The 16879-nt window shown below is 66.5% G+C and carries 17 protein-coding genes and 1 tRNA gene; 16 read left to right on the plus strand and 2 right to left on the minus strand.

The features are described 5' to 3' along the window. Positions 1 to 2 precede the first annotated feature (2 nt). The 8 genes from PMES_RS01315 (at position 3) to lpdA (ending at position 8224) form a co-directional block, all read left to right on the plus strand. A complete protein-coding gene (locus PMES_RS01315) occupies positions 3 to 533 on the plus strand; it encodes a DUF805 domain-containing protein (protein WP_159963730.1) in 531 nt (176 codons plus the stop codon). Further along, positions 530 to 3520: a 2-oxoglutarate dehydrogenase E1 component gene (locus PMES_RS01320; protein WP_159963731.1), complete on the plus strand. Its 2991-nt coding sequence runs from the start codon at positions 530 to 532 to the stop codon at positions 3518 to 3520. The genes PMES_RS01315 and PMES_RS01320 overlap by 4 nt, the downstream gene beginning before the upstream one ends. A 4-nt stretch (positions 3521 to 3524) precedes the next feature. Further along, entirely contained in the window at positions 3525 to 5186 is a 1662-nt protein-coding gene (gene odhB / locus PMES_RS01325; protein ID WP_159963732.1) for a 2-oxoglutarate dehydrogenase complex dihydrolipoyllysine-residue succinyltransferase, read from the plus strand. 181 nt (positions 5187 to 5367) lie between these two features. Then, positions 5368 to 5718, plus strand: a complete 351-nt coding sequence (locus PMES_RS01330) for a hypothetical protein (RefSeq protein ID WP_159963733.1) — start codon at positions 5368 to 5370, stop codon at positions 5716 to 5718. A gap of 24 nt (positions 5719 to 5742) precedes the next feature. Beyond that, positions 5743 to 6006: a DUF3303 family protein gene (locus tag PMES_RS01335; protein ID WP_159963734.1), complete on the plus strand. Its 264-nt coding sequence runs from the start codon at positions 5743 to 5745 to the stop codon at positions 6004 to 6006. A gap of 5 nt (positions 6007 to 6011) precedes the next feature. Further along, the gene (locus tag PMES_RS01340; protein WP_159963735.1) at positions 6012 to 6407 is read left to right on the plus strand and encodes an MAPEG family protein; all 396 of its coding nucleotides are present in this window, start codon (positions 6012 to 6014) and stop codon (positions 6405 to 6407) included. Then, positions 6404 to 6799, plus strand: coding sequence for an MAPEG family protein (locus PMES_RS01345; RefSeq protein WP_159963736.1), 396 nt, complete (start codon positions 6404 to 6406; stop codon positions 6797 to 6799). The genes PMES_RS01340 and PMES_RS01345 overlap by 4 nt, the downstream gene beginning before the upstream one ends. Before the next feature lie 36 nt (positions 6800 to 6835). Next, positions 6836 to 8224, plus strand: coding sequence for a dihydrolipoyl dehydrogenase (gene lpdA / locus PMES_RS01350; protein ID WP_159963737.1), 1389 nt, complete (start codon positions 6836 to 6838; stop codon positions 8222 to 8224). 36 nt (positions 8225 to 8260) lie between these two features. Here the strand turns inward: lpdA and PMES_RS01355 are convergent, their stop codons facing one another. After that, positions 8261 to 8908: a GntR family transcriptional regulator gene (locus tag PMES_RS01355; protein WP_159963738.1), complete on the minus strand. Its 648-nt coding sequence runs from the start codon at positions 8906 to 8908 to the stop codon at positions 8261 to 8263. 33 nt (positions 8909 to 8941) lie between these two features. Continuing rightward, positions 8942 to 9631 (minus strand): M48 family metallopeptidase, encoded by a 690-nt coding sequence (locus PMES_RS01360; RefSeq protein WP_159963739.1) that lies wholly within the window; start codon positions 9629 to 9631, stop codon positions 8942 to 8944. Between the two features lie 137 nt (positions 9632 to 9768). Here PMES_RS01360 and PMES_RS01365 point away from each other — a divergent pair, with 137 nt between their 5' ends. From PMES_RS01365 to PMES_RS01400, 8 genes are all read left to right on the plus strand, one after another. Further along, positions 9769 to 10104, plus strand: coding sequence for a TIGR02300 family protein (locus PMES_RS01365; RefSeq protein WP_159963740.1), 336 nt, complete (start codon positions 9769 to 9771; stop codon positions 10102 to 10104). Between the two features lie 105 nt (positions 10105 to 10209). Next, positions 10210 to 10285 (plus strand) — tRNA-Ala (locus PMES_RS01370). A 350-nt stretch (positions 10286 to 10635) separates the two neighbouring features. Beyond that, positions 10636 to 11766: a TRAP transporter substrate-binding protein gene (locus PMES_RS01375; protein ID WP_201288935.1), complete on the plus strand. Its 1131-nt coding sequence runs from the start codon at positions 10636 to 10638 to the stop codon at positions 11764 to 11766. A 70-nt stretch (positions 11767 to 11836) separates the two neighbouring features. After that, complete coding sequence (locus PMES_RS01380) at positions 11837 to 12421, plus strand: TRAP transporter small permease subunit (RefSeq protein WP_159963742.1); 585 nt, start codon at positions 11837 to 11839, stop codon at positions 12419 to 12421. Positions 12422 to 12472: 51 nt separating this feature from the next. After that, positions 12473 to 13891 (plus strand): TRAP transporter large permease, encoded by a 1419-nt coding sequence (locus tag PMES_RS01385; RefSeq protein ID WP_159963743.1) that lies wholly within the window; start codon positions 12473 to 12475, stop codon positions 13889 to 13891. After that, the gene (locus PMES_RS01390; protein WP_159963744.1) at positions 13881 to 15248 is read left to right on the plus strand and encodes an amidase; all 1368 of its coding nucleotides are present in this window, start codon (positions 13881 to 13883) and stop codon (positions 15246 to 15248) included. Before PMES_RS01385 ends, PMES_RS01390 begins: the two co-directional genes overlap by 11 nt. Continuing rightward, complete coding sequence (locus PMES_RS01395; protein ID WP_159963745.1) at positions 15245 to 15412, plus strand: hypothetical protein; 168 nt, start codon at positions 15245 to 15247, stop codon at positions 15410 to 15412. The genes PMES_RS01390 and PMES_RS01395 overlap by 4 nt, the downstream gene beginning before the upstream one ends. A gap of 224 nt (positions 15413 to 15636) precedes the next feature. Continuing rightward, on the plus strand, positions 15637 to 16875 hold the full coding sequence (locus tag PMES_RS01400) for a formate dehydrogenase subunit gamma (RefSeq protein ID WP_159963746.1): 1239 nt from the start codon (positions 15637 to 15639) through the stop codon (positions 16873 to 16875). Positions 16876 to 16879 lie beyond the last annotated feature (4 nt).

Consider the following 16879-nt stretch of genomic DNA (forward strand, 5'->3'; position numbering starts at 1 on the left):
AGGTGACCTTCACGCAATCCGTCGCGCATGTCATGCGCAACTATGTCACCTTCTCCGGACGGGCTTCCCGTTCGGAATACTGGTACTTCGTGCTCTTCGCCTTCCTCGGCGCCTTCCTTCTGGGATTGGTTGACCGGGCCGTCTTCGGCACGACGCTGGTGGAGACCGGCCCCGGCACCGCGCGGCTCGAGGCCAACGGACCGCTCGCCGGCATCTTCAGCCTGCTGACACTGATCCCGATGATCGCGGCCGGCTGGCGGCGGATGCACGATACCGGGCGCTCCGGCCTCTATCTCATCTATCCGCTGATCGTGATGGCCGGCATCTTCGGCTTCATGACCTTCATGGTCGGCATCGGTCCGATGATGGCGGGGGATTACGCCTCGATCGTCGCCGGGGCCTCGACGGTGGTGATGTTCGTCGCCGCCATCACCTTGATGATCTCTCCCCTGCTGGTGCTGTGGTGGCTCGCCCGCCCCTCGCAGCCCGGCCCAAATGCCTACGGTCCCAACCCTCATGAGGTGATCCAATGACCGACCAGTCCTCGAACGACCAGTTCCACGCATCGAGCTTCATGCAAGGCCACAATGCCGAGTATCTCGAGCAGCTCCAGGCCCGCTATGCCAGCGATCCGGCTTCCGTGGACGAGAGCTGGGCGGAGTTCTTCCGGCAGCTGGGCGAGGAGGCCGAGACCGCCCGCGCCGAGGCCGCCGGCCCCTCATGGGCGCGCGGCGACTGGCCGCCGCAGCCGTCGGACGATCTGACGGCGGCGCTCGATGGCCAATGGCCGGTGGCGCCGTCCCTGCCGGGAAGCGGCGAGCGCGCCGTGAGCCAGGCGGACGAGGTGGCGCGCAAGCTGCGGGCCAAGGCCGATGCCAAGGGCATCGAGATCAACGCCGCCGCCGTGCGCACCGCGGTGCTCGATTCGATCCGCGCCCTGATGCTGATCCGCGCCTACCGGATCCGCGGACATCTGGCGGCCGATCTCGACCCGCTCGGCCTGCGCTCGGACGCGGACCATCCCGAGCTCGACCCCAAGAGCTACGGCTTCACCGACAAGGACATGGACCGGCCGATCTTCATCGACAACGTGCTGGGCCTCGAAGTGGCATCGCTGCGAGAGATCATCGCGCTCGTGCGCCGGACCTATTGCGGCACCTTCGCGCTGCAATACATGCACATCTCCGACCCCGAGCAATCGGCCTGGCTCAAGGAGCGGATCGAGGGCTACGACAAGGAAATCCGCTTCACCAAGCAGGGGCGCAAGGCGATCCTGAACAAGCTGGTCGAGGCCGAGGGCTTCGAGAAGTTCCTGCATGTCAAGTACATGGGGACCAAGCGCTTCGGCCTCGACGGCGGCGAGAGCCTGATCCCCGCGATGGAGCAGATCATCAAGCGTGGCGGCGCGCTTGGGGTCAAGGACATCGTGATCGGCATGCCCCATCGCGGCCGCCTGTCGGTGCTGGCCAACGTGATGAACAAGCCCTATCGCGCCATCTTCAACGAGTTCCAGGGCGGCAGCTTCAAACCCGAGGACGTGGACGGATCGGGCGATGTGAAATACCATCTCGGCGCCTCCTCGGACCGCGAGTTCGACGGCAACGAGGTGCACCTGTCGCTGACCGCCAACCCCTCGCATCTCGAGGCGGTGAACCCGGTCGTGCTCGGCAAGGCGCGCGCCAAGCAGGACCAGCTGGGCGACAAGGACCGCACGCAGGTCCTGCCGATCCTGCTGCATGGCGACGCGGCCTTCGCGGGCCAGGGCGTGGTCGCGGAATGTTTCGGCCTGTCGGGCCTGCGCGGGCACCGGACCGGCGGCACCATGCATATCGTGGTGAACAACCAGATCGGCTTCACCACTGCACCGGCCTTCTCGCGCTCCTCCCCCTATCCCACCGACATCGCGCTGATGGTCGAGGCGCCGATCTTCCACGTCAACGGCGACGATCCCGAGGCCGTGGTCCATGCCGCCAAGGTGGCGACCGAGTTCCGCCAGAAGTTCCACAAGGACGTGGTCATCGACATCTTCTGCTATCGCCGCTTCGGGCATAACGAGGGCGACGAGCCCATGTTCACCAACCCGGCGATGTACCAGCAGATCAAGAAGCAGAAGACGACGCTGACACTCTATGCCCAGCGCCTCGTGCGCGAGGGGCTGGTGCCCGAGGGCGAGATCGAGGATGCCAAGGCGCAGTTCCAGTCGCATCTCAACCAGGAGTTCGAGAGCGGCAAGACCTACAAGCCCAACAAGGCCGACTGGCTCGACGGGCGCTGGTCACATCTCGACAAGCAGGGCGAGAAATACCAGCGCGGCAAGACCGCCATCGCCCCCGAAACCCATGCCGATATCGGGCGGGCGCTGACGCAGGTGCCCGAGGGCTTCTCGACCCACCGGACCGTCGATCGCCTCCTGGAGGCCAAGAGCCGGATGTTCGACAGCGGCGTCGGCTTCGACTGGGCGACGGCGGAGGCGCTGGCCTTCGGCTCGCTGCTCCTCGAGGGCTACCCGGTGCGCCTGTCCGGACAGGATTCGGGGCGCGGCACCTTCAGCCAGAGGCATTCGGCGCTGGTCGATCAGTCCGACGAGAGCCGCTACTACCCGCTCAACCATGTCAGGGAGGGCCAGGCGCATTACGAGGTCATCGATTCGATGCTTTCGGAATACGCGGTGCTGGGCTTCGAATATGGCTACAGCCTTGCCGAGCCCAATGCGCTGACGCTCTGGGAGGCGCAGTTCGGCGATTTCGCCAATGGCGCTCAGATCATGTTCGACCAGTTCATCAGCTCGGGCGAGAGCAAGTGGCTGCGCATGTCGGGCCTCGTGATGCTGCTGCCGCATGGCTACGAAGGCCAGGGTCCCGAGCACAGCTCGGCGCGCCTCGAGCGTTTCTTGCAGATGTGCGGGCAGGATAACTGGATCGTGGCGAACTGCACCACGCCGGCCAACTACTTCCACATCCTGCGCCGGCAGCTGCACCGCTCCTACCGCAAGCCGCTCGTGCTGATGACGCCCAAATCGCTGCTGCGTCACAAGATGGCGATCAGCCGCTCCGAGGATTTCACCACCGGGTCGAGCTTCCACAGGGTGCTCTGGGATGATGCGCAGCATGGCAACTCGGAGCTGACGCTGAAGCCCGACAACGAGATCCGACGGGTCGTGATGTGCTCTGGCAAGGTCTATTACGATCTGCTGGAGAAACGCGATGCGGAGGGGCTCGACGATGTCTACCTGCTGCGCATCGAGCAATTCTATCCCTTCCCGGCCTTCTCGATGGTCAAGGAGCTGGAGCGGTTCAAGGGCGCCGAGATGATCTGGTGCCAGGAAGAGCCCAAGAACCAGGGCGCCTGGACCTTCATCGAGCCCAATATCGAGTGGGTCCTCACCCGCATCAAGGCAGACAATCAGCGTCCCGTCTACACGGGCCGTCATGCCGCCGCATCGCCCGCCACGGGTCTTGCGTCGCAGCACAAGGCACAACAACAGGCGCTGGTGAACGCAGCGCTTGGAATCGAAGGATAAGATCATGTCTACCGAAGTCCGCGTGCCCACCCTGGGCGAATCCGTCACCGAGGCCACGGTGGCAACCTGGTTCAAGAAGCCCGGCGACAAGGTCGAGCTCGACGAGATGCTGTGCGAGCTGGAAACCGACAAGGTCACTGTCGAGGTGCCCTCGCCGGCGGCCGGAACGCTCGGCGACATCGTCGCCTCCGAAGGCGAGACGGTCGGCGTCGACGCGCTGCTCGCCAACATCGCCGAGGAGGGCAATGCAGGCCCCGAGGAGACGCGCCCGCGCTCGGAGAAGAGCGGCGCGCCCCAGGGCGAGACCGCGGCCGAGGCCACCGGCGGCTATAGCGGCTCCGACGTGACCGACACACGCGTGGACGGCGATGGCGAAGGCAGCGAGGCCGGCGGCGGTTCCGGCGCTGGCGGCCAGCAGGTCGACATCATGGTGCCCACACTCGGCGAATCGGTGAGCGAGGCGACGGTTTCCACCTGGTTCAAGAAACCCGGCGACACGGTCGAGGCCGACGAGATGCTGTGCGAGCTGGAGACCGACAAGGTCAGCGTCGAGGTGCCGGCGCCCGCATCGGGCATCATGGGCGAGATCGAGGCGCCGGAAGGTGCGAGCGTCGAGGCGGGGGGCCGTCTTGGCACCATGCGCCGCGGCGGCGAGGGCTCGGCCCATTCGGCCCAGGAGGGTGCACCGCAAACCACGACCGCGCCGGGCGCCTATGAAGGGGCCGAGGGGCAAGCCGGGCGCGGCGATACCGAGGACGCGCCCTCGGCCCGCAAGCTGATGGCCGAGAAGGGTCTGAGCCCCGATCAGGTCACGGGAAGCGGCAAGGATGGCCGGATCATGAAGGAGGACGTTCTGCGCGCCGCCGAGGGCAAGGGCGGCTCGAGCGCCAAGAGCCCGGCACCCGCATCCGCGCCGACCCCTGCCCCCGCGCCCGCCCCGCGCGCGCCGGTCGCCGCGCAGGACGAGGCCCGCGAGGAGCGGGTCAAGATGACGCGCCTGCGCCAGACCATCGCCAAGCGCCTGAAGGACAGCCAGAACACCGCCGCCATGCTCACCACCTATAACGAGGTGGACATGACCGAGGTCATGGCGCTCCGCAACGAGTACAAGGAACTCTTCCTCAAGAAGCACGGGGTGAAGCTGGGCTTTATGTCCTTCTTCACCAAGGCCTGCATCCATGCCCTGAAGGAAGTGCCGGAGGTCAATGCCGAGATCGACGGCACCGATGTCGTCTACAAGAACTTCGTGCATATGGGCATCGCCGCGGGCACGCCCACGGGCCTCGTCGTGCCGGTGATCCGCGATGCCGACGCGATGTCCTTCGCCGGGATCGAGAAGGCGATCGCCGAGATGGGCGCCAAGGCGCGCGACGGCAAGCTGTCGATGGCCGAGATGCAGGGCGGCACCTTCACCATCTCCAACGGCGGTGTCTATGGCTCGCTGATGTCCTCGCCCATTCTCAACCCGCCCCAATCGGGCATCCTGGGCATGCACAAGATCCAGGAGCGCCCGATGGCGATCAAGGGCAAGGTCGAGATCCGTCCCATGATGTATCTCGCGCTGAGCTACGATCACCGCATCGTGGACGGCAAGGGCGCGGTGACTTTCCTGGTACGGGTGAAGGAAGCCCTGGAAGATCCGCGGCGGCTGCTGATGGACCTGTGAGGAACATTCGCTTTGGGGAGCCGGCTTTCCGGCCCCCCGCCTGCATGTTCCCGGCACCCGGTTCGAGCACTCGTCGGCATTGCGCCGATCTTTTTGGTTTATGGCAATCGTTAAGTTACCATTAATGAATGCCTGAACTGCGCTGAAATCTCAACTAAAATTCAAGCGGAGACCCAGTTGCATGCATTCGCCACTACGTAACGTCGCCGCATTGGCGCTGATCGCGGCGGGGCTCGCGGCCTGCGCCCCGACACCGCGGGTCGGGGAAGGCACGCCGGAGGCGCCGAACGTGCGCCATTTCGCCAGTACGCAGAGCTTCGGGAACGGAGCGCGCTGGCATCTGTTTCTCTTCGACCCCTCGCAGCCGCGAAGCCTTGATACGCGGCTGACCCTGGCCCGGCGCGCGATCGAACGCGAGCCGGATTGTCGGTGGGTCGATGCGCCGCGCGACCAGATCGAGGAGCAGACCCGCGACCAGGGCGCGCGCTATACACAGTCCGTCCTGGCCGCACCGCTGCGCTGCAAGGGATGAATGGTTCATAAAGGAGCCCCGACGATGCAATTGCTCATTCAGAACACCACCAACGATCCCGAGGCGTGGAAGAACGTCTTCGAGACCGACCGCGAGGCGCAGGCCGCCGCCGGGCTTTCGCTGCTGCAGATGTGGCATGCCGAGGGCGATCCGAACGCGATCTGGCTGCTCTTCGAGGTCTCTGACCGCGACCGGGCGCAGGCTTGGGTCGATTCGCCGCAATCGGCGCTGCACGCCACGCGCGCCGGCATCATCGACAGCGCCGTGCATTTCCTTCAGATCGCCTGACCCGCGTGACGAGCGAACTGGGCATCCTGGGCATCTTCGGAATGCTCGTGGTCCTCGTGGCCTCCGCCGAGCGGGGCCGCCTGGCCCTGCGCGGCCGCCTGGGCGGCCCTGAGCATGCGGGCCTCGCGCCGCCGGGATCGCGCATGAGCCTGCTGCGGGCGGAGAGCGTCTCGGCGCTGGTCCTCGTGGCGCCCGCGATCCTCATCCTCGCCCAGCGCGACGCCTTCAGCGGCACGACCATTCTCGCGGCGCAGGCCTTTCTCGGCGCGCGGCTCCTGCATCTGGGCTTCGGCATCGCGGGGGCCGGACGCCTTTCGCGCCTCGCCGCGGCCCTGTCGGTGCCATTCGTGCTATGGCTCTATCTCGCACCCTTCCTGTTTCTCGGGACACAATCGGCATGACACCAGAGCTTCTCGTCCTCGCCCTCGCGGGCCTTTTGCAATCGGTGCAGTTCGCCCTCTTCGCGGTTCCGGCCAACCGCGCGCTCGGGCCGGGCTACACCATGTCGGCACGCGACCGCCCACCCAGCCGGGCCCTCGGCCTGCGCACCGCGCGGTTGCAGCGCGCGCTGGCCAACCATTTCGAGGGGCTCATCCTCTTCACCCTCGCCGTGGTGATCGTCACCCTCGCCGATCAGTCCACGGGCTGGACCGCGCTGCTGGCCTGGATCTACCTGGCCGCCCGTATCGCCTATGTCCCGGCCTACGCGCTCGGCTGGCGGCCGGGCCGGTCGCTGATCTGGATGGCGGGATATCTCGCCACGGTCCTGATGATCCTGGCCGCGCTCGTCTGAGGCGCCGCCCCTATCCGAATTTCGCAAGGAGATACCATGTCCAGCTACGATGTCATCGTTATCGGCTCCGGTCCCGGGGGCTATGTCTGCGCCATCAAATGCGCCCAGCTCGGGCTGAAGACCGCTTGTGTCGAAGGGCGCGAGACCCTCGGCGGCACCTGCCTCAACGTGGGCTGCATCCCCTCCAAGGCGCTGCTTCATGCCACGCATATGCTGCACGAGGCCGAGCACAATTTCGCCGCCATGGGCCTGAAGGGCAAATCCCCCTCGGTCGACTGGAAGCAGATGCAGTCCTACAAGGACGACGTCATCGGGCAGAACACCAAGGGCATCGAGTTCCTGTTCAAGAAGAACAAGGTCGATTGGATCAAGGGCTGGGCGAGCATACCCGAGGCCGGCAAGGTCAAGGTCGGGGAAGAGACGCACGAGGCGAAGAACATCGTGATCGCCACCGGCTCGCAGGTCTCCGACCTGCCCGGTGTCGAGATCGACGAGAAGACCGTGGTCAGCTCCACCGGCGCGCTTGCCCTCTCCAAGATCCCCAAGCGCCTCGTGGTGATCGGCGCCGGGGTGATCGGGCTCGAGATGGGGTCGGTCTACCGCCGGCTCGGCAGCGAGGTCACGGTCGTCGAATATCTCGACGCGGTGACGCCCGGAATGGACGGCGAGATCCAGAAGACCTTCCAGAAACTGCTCAAGAAGCAAGGCATGACGTTCGTGATGGGCGCGGCCGTCCAGTCCGTGGACGTGTCGGGCGGCAAGGCGACCGTCTCCTACAAGATGCGCAAGGATGACAGCGATGGCAGCCTCGAGGCCGATACCGTCCTCGTCGCCACGGGGCGGCGCCCCCAGACCGACGGGCTTGGGCTCGAGGCGCTCGGCGTCGCGCTGAGCAAGCGCGGCCAGATCGAGACCGATGCCGGCTGGAAGACCTCGGTGGACGGGATCTACGCGATCGGCGACGCGATTGCCGGCCCGATGCTCGCCCACAAGGCCGAGGACGAGGGGATGGCGGTGGCCGAGACCCTTGCCGGGCGCCATGGGCATGTGAATTACGGCGTGATCCCCGGCGTGGTCTATACCCATCCCGAAGTGGCCAGCGTCGGAATGACCGAAGAGGCGCTGAAGACCGAGGGGCGCGCCTACAAGGCCGGCAAGTTCATGTTCATGGGCAATGGCCGGGCCAAGGCCAACTTCGCGGCCGATGGCTTCGTGAAGATCATCGTGGATGCCAAGAGCGACCGGATCCTTGGCGCGCATATCATCGGGCCGATGGCGGGCGATCTGATCCACGAGATCTGCGTGGCAATGGAATTCGGTGCGAGCGCTCAGGACATCGCCCTGACCTGCCACGCCCACCCGACCTATAGCGAGGCGGTGCGCGAGGCGGCGCTTGCCTGCGGTGACGGCGCAATCCACGCCTGACACGGCCGGCGGGTACCCTTTTGGGTGCCCGCCACCTTATCCCACCAGCATGCGCAGCCCGTGGGTCACATCGGTGCGCACGGCAAGGCGCAGCCCCGGCTCGTCACCCGCCCGCAGCGCGGCGACGATCATCCGGTGTCCGGACGGCACGCCGGTGCGCCCGAGCCGTCCGTAAAGGGCACGCATCGTCGGCCCGAGCTGCAGCCAGACGGTCTCGGCCATGGCCAGCATCGCCGGCGCCTGTGCCCGCAAATACAGCATGCGGTGGAACTCAAGGTTGAGCCGGATATAGCCCACCGCGTCGCCGCTCTCGATCACCCCTGCGATCGACGTGTTCAGCGCGTGCATCCTGTCGATCAGCGCGAGATGCGCGCGTGGCAGGGCCCGGCTCGCCAGCTCCACCTCGATCAGGGCGCGCAGGGCGGCCAGCTCCTCGATACGCTCGGCCGAAAGCTCCGGCGTCGTCACCCGCCCGGAGGCCGAGGTCGTCAGCGCCCCTTCGGCCACGAGCCGCCGGACCGCCTCGCGGGCGGGCGTCATCGACACGCCATGGCGCGCCGCCAGCCCCCTGAGCGTCAGGCTGGTGCCGGGCGCGATGTCGCCATGCATGATCTGCGTGCGCAGCGCACGGTAGACCCGGTCATGGGCGGCGCCGGCATCGGCGGGTCTGTTCTGCATCAACATGGCGTGCATCCTGCGGCCCCGGGGCGCATGCGGTCAATCATCGAAGCGCCAGCGGTGAAGCGTGGCGCCGTTGGCGCGCAACCATGCGCGGGCGGGAGCATGGCCCGGCAGCAGCCGCTCGACCTCTGCCCAGAAGCGCGCCGAATGGTCCATATGCACCAGGTGGGCCACCTCGTGGGCTGCGACGTAATCGAGCACCTCGCAAGGCGCGAGGATCAACCGCCAGGAATACATGAGCCGTCCCTCGGAGCTGCACGAGCCCCAGCGGCTGCGCGTGTCGCGCAGGGTGATCGCGGTGAAGTCGCGCCGCGCGGCGGCGGCATGGCGCAGGCTCGCCTCGTGCAGGGCGCGCCGCGCCTCCTCCTTGAGAAGGGCGGCGATCCACGGCCCCTGTGGGCCATGCGGCGGCAGCAGGATCTCGGTCTGCGTGAGGCATGGGCGGAGCAGATCGGCCCGGCGCACCAGCCGTTCGCGGCCCAGCACCGGGATGCGCGCGCCGACACGGGCCGCGAGGGGTTCATGGCCACCGCCCGCATGCCGCCTGATCCAGCCGTCACGCGCGCGCGCGAAGGCCATCCCCTGGGCGAGCGTCACCGCGGGCGGCAGCGTGAGCGTCACCCGCCCATCCAGCGCCGAGACGCGCAGGCAGATGCGCTTGGCCCGCGCCGAGCGGCGCAGCACCATGGCGATCGGGGGATCGCCGGGCAGGACCGCCTCTTCCATCGCTCACTCCTCGGCTCGGCGGCGCGATCTTAGGATGCGCCACGCCGCCACGCCAGATCGGAAAGGCTTTGACAGCGAATGGGGGCTGTGGCACTTGGCACCGATTCACCAGATGCCTGTCAGAAAGAGGATCTTTCATGCCCAAGGAAGAATGGGGCACCAAACGTGTCTGCCCGACCACCGGAAAGCGGTTCTACGACCTCGGCCGTTCGCCGATCGTCAGCCCCTATACCGGCGAGGTGGTCGCGCTCGATACCGGCAAGGGTTCGCGCACGATGGTGGCCGACAAGGCCGACAAGGATGCCGTGAAGAAGGACCAGGTCGAGGATGAGGAAGTCGTCCTCGAAGACGACGACGAGGATGACGGCAACGATGTCGATCTGGGCGATGACGTGCTCGACGATGACGATGACGAGGACAATGTTTCCCTCGACGATATCGCCGATGTCTCCTCTTCGGATGACGACAGCTGAGCGTGTGAAAAGTTTGGCGGGGCGGACGGTTTTTCGCTTGAACCCCATCCCGCCATCCCTTAGTGACGCGATCACAGGCGGTCGGACGACGGATCGCCACCGGATGGGGCCTTAGCTCAGCTGGGAGAGCGCCTGCATGGCATGCAGGAGGTCAGCGGTTCGATCCCGCTAGGCTCCACCATCCCCCTTCTCCATGTCAGTAATGATGGCGGCTCATCGAGCCTTCCGGCGCCTGCTCTTTCAGACAGGGATTCGCTGCATGCGGCAGCGTCCGCGGTCCGGCGGGACATGGATCCACTTGCGGTCGGTGCCCCCGTTGCAAGCTGATAGCGCAATCGTTCAAAAATTGTATACAGCCGAGCAATTTTGAGATCCCGTCAGTTGACATCGGGTAACTAATCTCGGCACCCTCCCGCATATGCGGCAACCCGTGAGCGGGCGCACGCCGCGTCAGATGCGGATCGCGGGAGCCCGGAAGCGTGCCTCCCGTGCCGCATGTCGTGAAGTGATATCTGGGAGGATACTATGACGATGGATACCAAAACCGCGCGCCTGTCGCGCCGGTCCTTTCTGAGCAAGGGTGCCCTCGCGGGCGGCGTTGCTACCGGTGCCGCGCTCGCGGCTCCCGCGGTTCTGGCGCAAAGCCCGATCGTCATGAAGATGCAGACGTCCTGGCCCGCCTCCGACATCTGGATGGAATTCGCCAAGCAGTATGTCGACCGTGTCGAAGCCATGTCCGGCGGCCGCCTCAAGATCGACCTGCTGCCCGCCGGCGCCGTCGTCGCGGCGTTCCAGGTGCTCGATGCCGTGAATGACGGCCTGATCGACGCCTCGCACTCGGTGTCCGCATACTGGTACGGCAAGAACAAGGCCGCCTCGCTCTTCGGCACCGGCCCCGTCTTCGGCGGCTCGGGCGACACGATGCTGGCGTGGTTCTATGCCGGGGGCGGCGAGGAGCTGTTCCGCGAGCTGATCCAGGACAACATGGGCCTCGACGTCATCGGCCTGCTGGGCTTCCCGATGCCCGCGCAGCCGCTCGGCTGGTTCAAGGAAGAGGTCAACACCGCGGCCGACCTGAACGGCTTCAAGTACCGTACCGTGGGCCTTGCCGCCGACCTGATGCAGGGCATCGGCATGTCCGTGGCCCAGCTTCCCGGCGGCGAGATCGTCCCCGCGATGGAGCGCGGCGTGATCGACGCGTTCGAGTTCAACAACCCCTCCTCGGACCTGCGCTTCGGTGCGCCCGACGTGGCCAAGAACTACTACCTGTCGTCCTATCACCAGGCATCCGAGGCCTTCGAGTTCCTGTTCAACCGGTCCTTCATGGAAGATCTCGAGCCCGACCTGCAGGCGATCCTGCGGCACTCGGTCGAGGCGGCCTCCACCTCCAACACCGCCGCGGCGATGGACAACTACTCCTCGGACCTGCAGAAGATCCAGGAGCAGGGCGTCACGGTGCACCGCACCTCCACAGACATCCTGAACGCCGAGCTGGAAGGTTGGGACAAGCTGATCCCCGAGCTCGAGCAGGATCCCTACATGAAGAAGGTCCTCGACAGCCAGCGTGAATGGGTCGAGCGGGTCACCTTCTACAACCTGATGAACTCGCCCGATTACGCGCTCGCCTACGAGCATTACTTCCCCGGCAAGCTCAAGCTCTGAGCCCCGCCCGGTACGAGAACGACGGCCGCTCCCGGAGCCGGGAGCGGCCATTCTTTCGGAGGAAAGCGCAATGAAAACCTTCATCACATTCGCCGACGGCCTCTCGGCCGCCTTCGGCAAGGCCTTCGGCTGGCTGATCATCCTGATGACCTTCGGCGTGAGCTACGAGGTCTTCGTGCGCTACGTGCTCAACAGCCCGACACCGTGGTCGCTTGACGTCTCCTTCATCATGTACGGCACGCTGTTCATGATGGGCGGCGCCTATACCCTGTCGCGCGGCGGGCATGTGCGCGGCGACTTCCTCTACCGCCTGTGGCGCCCTCGCATGCAGGCGACGGTCGACCTGGTCCTCTATGCCCTCTTCTTCTTCCCCGGCGTACTCGCGCTCGTCTTCTCGGGCTGGAAATACGCCTCCCGCTCCTGGGGTTACGGCGAAGTCAGCGTCAACAGCCCGGCGGGCATCCCGATCTACCAGTTCAAGAGCGTCATCGTGGCCGCGGGATTGCTGCTGGCGATCCAGGGCATCGCCCAGATCTTCCGCTGTATCCTGTGCATCCGCGACGGATACTGGCTGCAGGCTGCCGAAGACGTCGAAGAGACCGAAGCCCTCGCGGTGAAGAACGCCACCGTCGGCGAGCACCCGGACATGAAATAACGGAAGCGGGCCACGGCGCCGTCTTCCCAGTCAGCCATCGGAGCGAACCTCGTGACTGATCCTCAAGTAGCCCTGTCGATGCTTGCCCTCTTCATCGGGCTCGTCTTTCTCGGCTTCCCCATCGCCTTCACCCTGATGGCGCTCGGCATCTTCTTCGGCTATTTCGCCTATTTCGACGCAGGGCGCATGTGGCGCGGCTTCGATCGTCTCGACGAGACCGCGAGCTGGTGGGAGAGCACATCCCTCTGGATCGAGGGTTTCTACAACAACCGCATCTTCGACCTCTTCATCAACCAGACCTACACGGTGATGAGCAACGAGGTCCTGACCGCGGTGCCGCTCTTCCTCTTCATGGGCTACATCGTGGAGCGGGCGAATATCGTCGACCGCCTCTTCTCCACCCTCAACATCGCCGCCAAGAACGTCCCCGGCTCGATGGGCGTGGCCGCGCTCGTGACCTGCGCGCTCTTCGCCACCGCCACCGGCATCGTCGGCGCCGTGGTGACCCTCATGGGCCTTCTCGCGCTGCCCGCCATGCTCAAGGCCCGCTACGAGCCCTCCTTCGCCTCGGGCATCATCTGCGCCGGCGGCACGCTGGGCATCCTGATCCCGCCCTCGATCATGCTGATCGTCTATGCCGCGGCCTCGGGCGTGTCGATCGTCCGGCTTTACGCCGCGGCGCTACTGCCGGGCCTGCTCCTGGTCGGGCTCTACCTGACCTATGTCATCGGGCGCGCGATCCTGCAGCCTTCGGTCGCCCCCCGCCCCACCGAGGAGGAGGTCCCGTCCGTCAAGCTGGGCACGCTGCTGTGGATGCTCTTCACCTCGTTCTTCCCGCTCGCGGTGCTGATCCTGTCGGTGCTCGGCTCGATCCTCTTCGGTCTCGCGACCCCGACCGAAGCGGCGGCGATCGGCGCGCTCGGCGGCATGGTCCTCGCCGTCGCCTACCGCGCCATGAGCTTCCAGCGCCTGCGCGAAAGCGTCTATCTCACGGTGCGCACCACGGCGATGGTCTGCTGGCTCTTCGTCGGCTCCTACACCTTCAGTTCGGTCTTCTCCTACCTGGGCGGCGAGCACCTGATCTCGGAATTCGTCTCCGGCCTCGACCTGACGCCGCTGCAATTCCTGCTGCTGGCGCAGCTGATCATCTTCCTGCTCGGCTGGCCGCTCGAATGGTCTGAGATCATCATCATCTTCGTGCCGATCTTCCTGCCATTGCTTCCCATGTTCGATGTCGATCCGCTCTTCTTCGGCATCCTCGTCGCGCTGAACCTGCAGACCTCGTTCCTGACACCGCCAATGGCCATGTCGGCATACTATCTGAAGGGAATCGCGCCACCGGAGGTGAAGCTGACGCAGATCTTCAAGGGGATCATGCCGTTCCTCGCGATGGTGTTCCTGTCGATGGCGATCGTCTACATCTTCCCGCAGATCGTCTATCACCTGCCCGGCGTGTTCTATGGCAACTGAGACGCGCAACCGCCTGCCGCTGATCGAGCTCGGCGCCGCCGAGCTCGCCACCCGCCTCGAGGGCGGCGCCTTGCGGGCCGAGGAGGTCAGCGGCGCCTTCCTCTCGCAGATCGCGGGGCGCGAGCCCGAGGTCCAAGCATGGGCCCATCTCGACAGCGACGACGTGATGGCGCAGGCCGGGCGCGCCGATGCGCAGCGGCGCACCGGGCGGCCGACCGGCCCCCTGCACGGGCTGCCCGTCGGCATCAAGGACATCATCGATGTCGCCGGGATGCCTTGCGAGAACGGGACCGAGCTCGACAAGGGCCGCGTACCGTCGAAGGATGCGGGCCTCGTCGCCCGCCTGCGCAGCGCCGGCGCGATCATCATGGGCAAGACCGTCACCACCGAGCTTGCCTTCCTGCATCCCGCCAGGACGACCAATCCCGCCGCGCCCGGCCACACGCCCGGCGGCTCTTCGGCCGGCTCCGCGGCGGCGGTGGCCTGCGGCATGGTGCCCTTCGCCGTTGGCACGCAAACGGGCGGCTCGGTGATCCGTCCGGCGGCATTCTGCGGCTGCGTCGGCTTCAAGCCCAGCTATGGCGCCATCGGGCGCAGCGGCATCCTCGCGCAGTCCCCTTTCCTCGACACGCCGGGCGTCTTCGCACGCTCCGTCGGCGATGCCGCGATGCTGGCGGAAGTGCTCTACGGCCACGATCCCGATGACCGGACGACCGCGCATGGCCCCGCCCCGCGGCTTGTCCAGGTCGCATCCTCGAAGCCTCCTGTCACCCCGACCCTGGCGATGCTGTCCACCCTTCCGGGCCGCGAGCCCGATCCTCAGATGTCCGAGGCCTTCGCGTCCCTGACCGAAATGCTGGGTGACCTGGCCTTCGAGATCGCCCTGCCCGGGATGTTCGCCGAGGCGGCGCGGATCCGCGCGCGGATCAATCATGCCGAGATGGCCAAGAGCTTCTATGCCTACGAGAAGCGCGGCGCCGAGCATTTCTCCGACGAGCTTGCCGCTGCCATGCGGCAGGGGCGCGAGATGCTCGCGCGCGACTATCTCTCGGCACTCGACTGGCGCGCCGTGCTCAATGGCGGGCTGGACGAGATCTTCGAGCGCTGCGACGCCATCGTGATGCCCGCGACGCCGGGCCCCGCGCCCGAAGGTTTCGGCTCCACAGGCGATGCCATCTACAACGGGCTCTGGACCCTGTGCGGGACCCCGGCCGTCACCCTTCCCCTCTTCGAGACCGAGACCGGACTGCCGCTCGGGATCCAGCTCGTCGGCCGTCGCGGCGACGATGCGCGCCTGCTTCGCACGGCGCGGTGGCTGATGGAGGATTTCGTCACCCGGCAGCAGGAGGGCTCATGATGATCCAACGCCTCGTTACCATTTTCGGCTTCCTGTGCGTGGCCGGCTATCTCGGTATCCTCGTGTTCGAAGTGCCGCGGCTCGACCTCGCGCTCGTGATCGGCGTCACGCTCGCGCTCGCGATCTGGGACCTCTTCCGCCTGCTTGGCGAGACCCGCGACTGATCCGCACGGCCCGGGGGCCGGCCACGCCGGCGTGCGCGCCTGCGCGACACCTCGGGCGCCGGGCACGGGGCCTGCGCAGGCAGGCCCCACCGCGGAAATGGCGGTGCCGCGTCGTCACAACCGCTTCACAAGGCACGCGTGGCCTTTGCCCCGCTGCCGGTTTGCGCATATAATTTCTTCCGAGCGCTGCGCCCTGCAGCCGTCGGAACACGATGGGACCTGACATGACACGCCTCCTACTGCTCGTAACATTGCTCGCCGGCCTTCTCGCCGGCCCGGTCGCCATCGCGCAGACCACCCAGACAACCGATGACGCGGTTGCCGCTCCAGTCGACCGCAGCTCCACGGGCGGCGCGCAGACGCTCGAGGACATCCTGCGGCGTCAGCGCGGCGAGCCGGTCGAGGACCGCCGGATCGACATGGGTGGCAACGAGGACAATCGGGGGCCGGTCGGCAGCATCGACGGCCCGCTCGGCACCCGTGGCGGCACGTCGGATGCCGAAATGTGGCGCGACCTGCGTTACAACGAGGCCGATGTGCGTGCCTCCAATCACGGCCCCGCGGCCCGCGTCCTCGTGCAGGATGGCGGCATGAGCTGGCTCGATTTCCGCCGTGGCCCGCTTCTGGTCTGGGGCGGCTGGCTGCTGGTCGGCACCGTCGTGGCGCTCGCGCTCTTCCTGCTGCTGCGTGGCCGCATCCGGATCGACGGCCCCACGACCGGCATCCGCCTGCCCCGCTTCGCCTTCTACGAGCGGTTCGCCCACTGGATGCTCGCCGGCTCCTTCCTGGTGCTCGGCATCACCGGCCTGATCACCCTCTTCGGACGTCAGTTCCTGATCCCGGTCTTCGGCCGCGAGGCCTTCGCGGGGGCCGCGGCCGCCTCCAAGTGGGTCCACAACAACATCTCCTGGGCCTTCATGGTGGCCCTCGTCCTCGTCTTCGTGCTCTGGGTCGTGCACAACATCCCGACCTGGACGGACGTGAAATGGCTGGCCAAGGGGGGCGGCATCTTCGGTGGCCACGCCCATGCGCGCAAGTTCAATGCCGGGCAGAAGATGATCTTCTGGGCGGTCATCATCCTCGGCGTCTCGATCTCGGCATCGGGCCTGTCGCTGCTCTTCCCCTTCGAGCTGCCGATGTTCGCCAAGACCTTCGGTCTGATCAACGAAACGGGCCTGCCGGGTCTCGTGGGGGCCGGACCGCTTCCCGCCGAGCTTGCCCCGCAGGAAGAGATGCAGCTCAGCCAGCTGTGGCACGGCATCGTCGGCTTCGTCTTCATGGCCGTCATCCTCGCCCATATCTATCTCGGCACGGTCGGCATGGAGGGCGCCTTCGACGCGATGGGCCGCGGCGACGTGGAACTGCAATGGGCACGCGAGCACCATGACCTCTGGGTCGAGGAGCTCGAGGCCAAGAACAAGGCGCCGTCGGGCTCTTCCGCCGGCACCGCCCCCGCCGAGTGAGACG

Source organism: Profundibacterium mesophilum KAUST100406-0324, assembly GCF_009835145.1.
GTDB lineage: Bacteria > Pseudomonadota > Alphaproteobacteria > Rhodobacterales > Rhodobacteraceae > Profundibacterium > Profundibacterium mesophilum.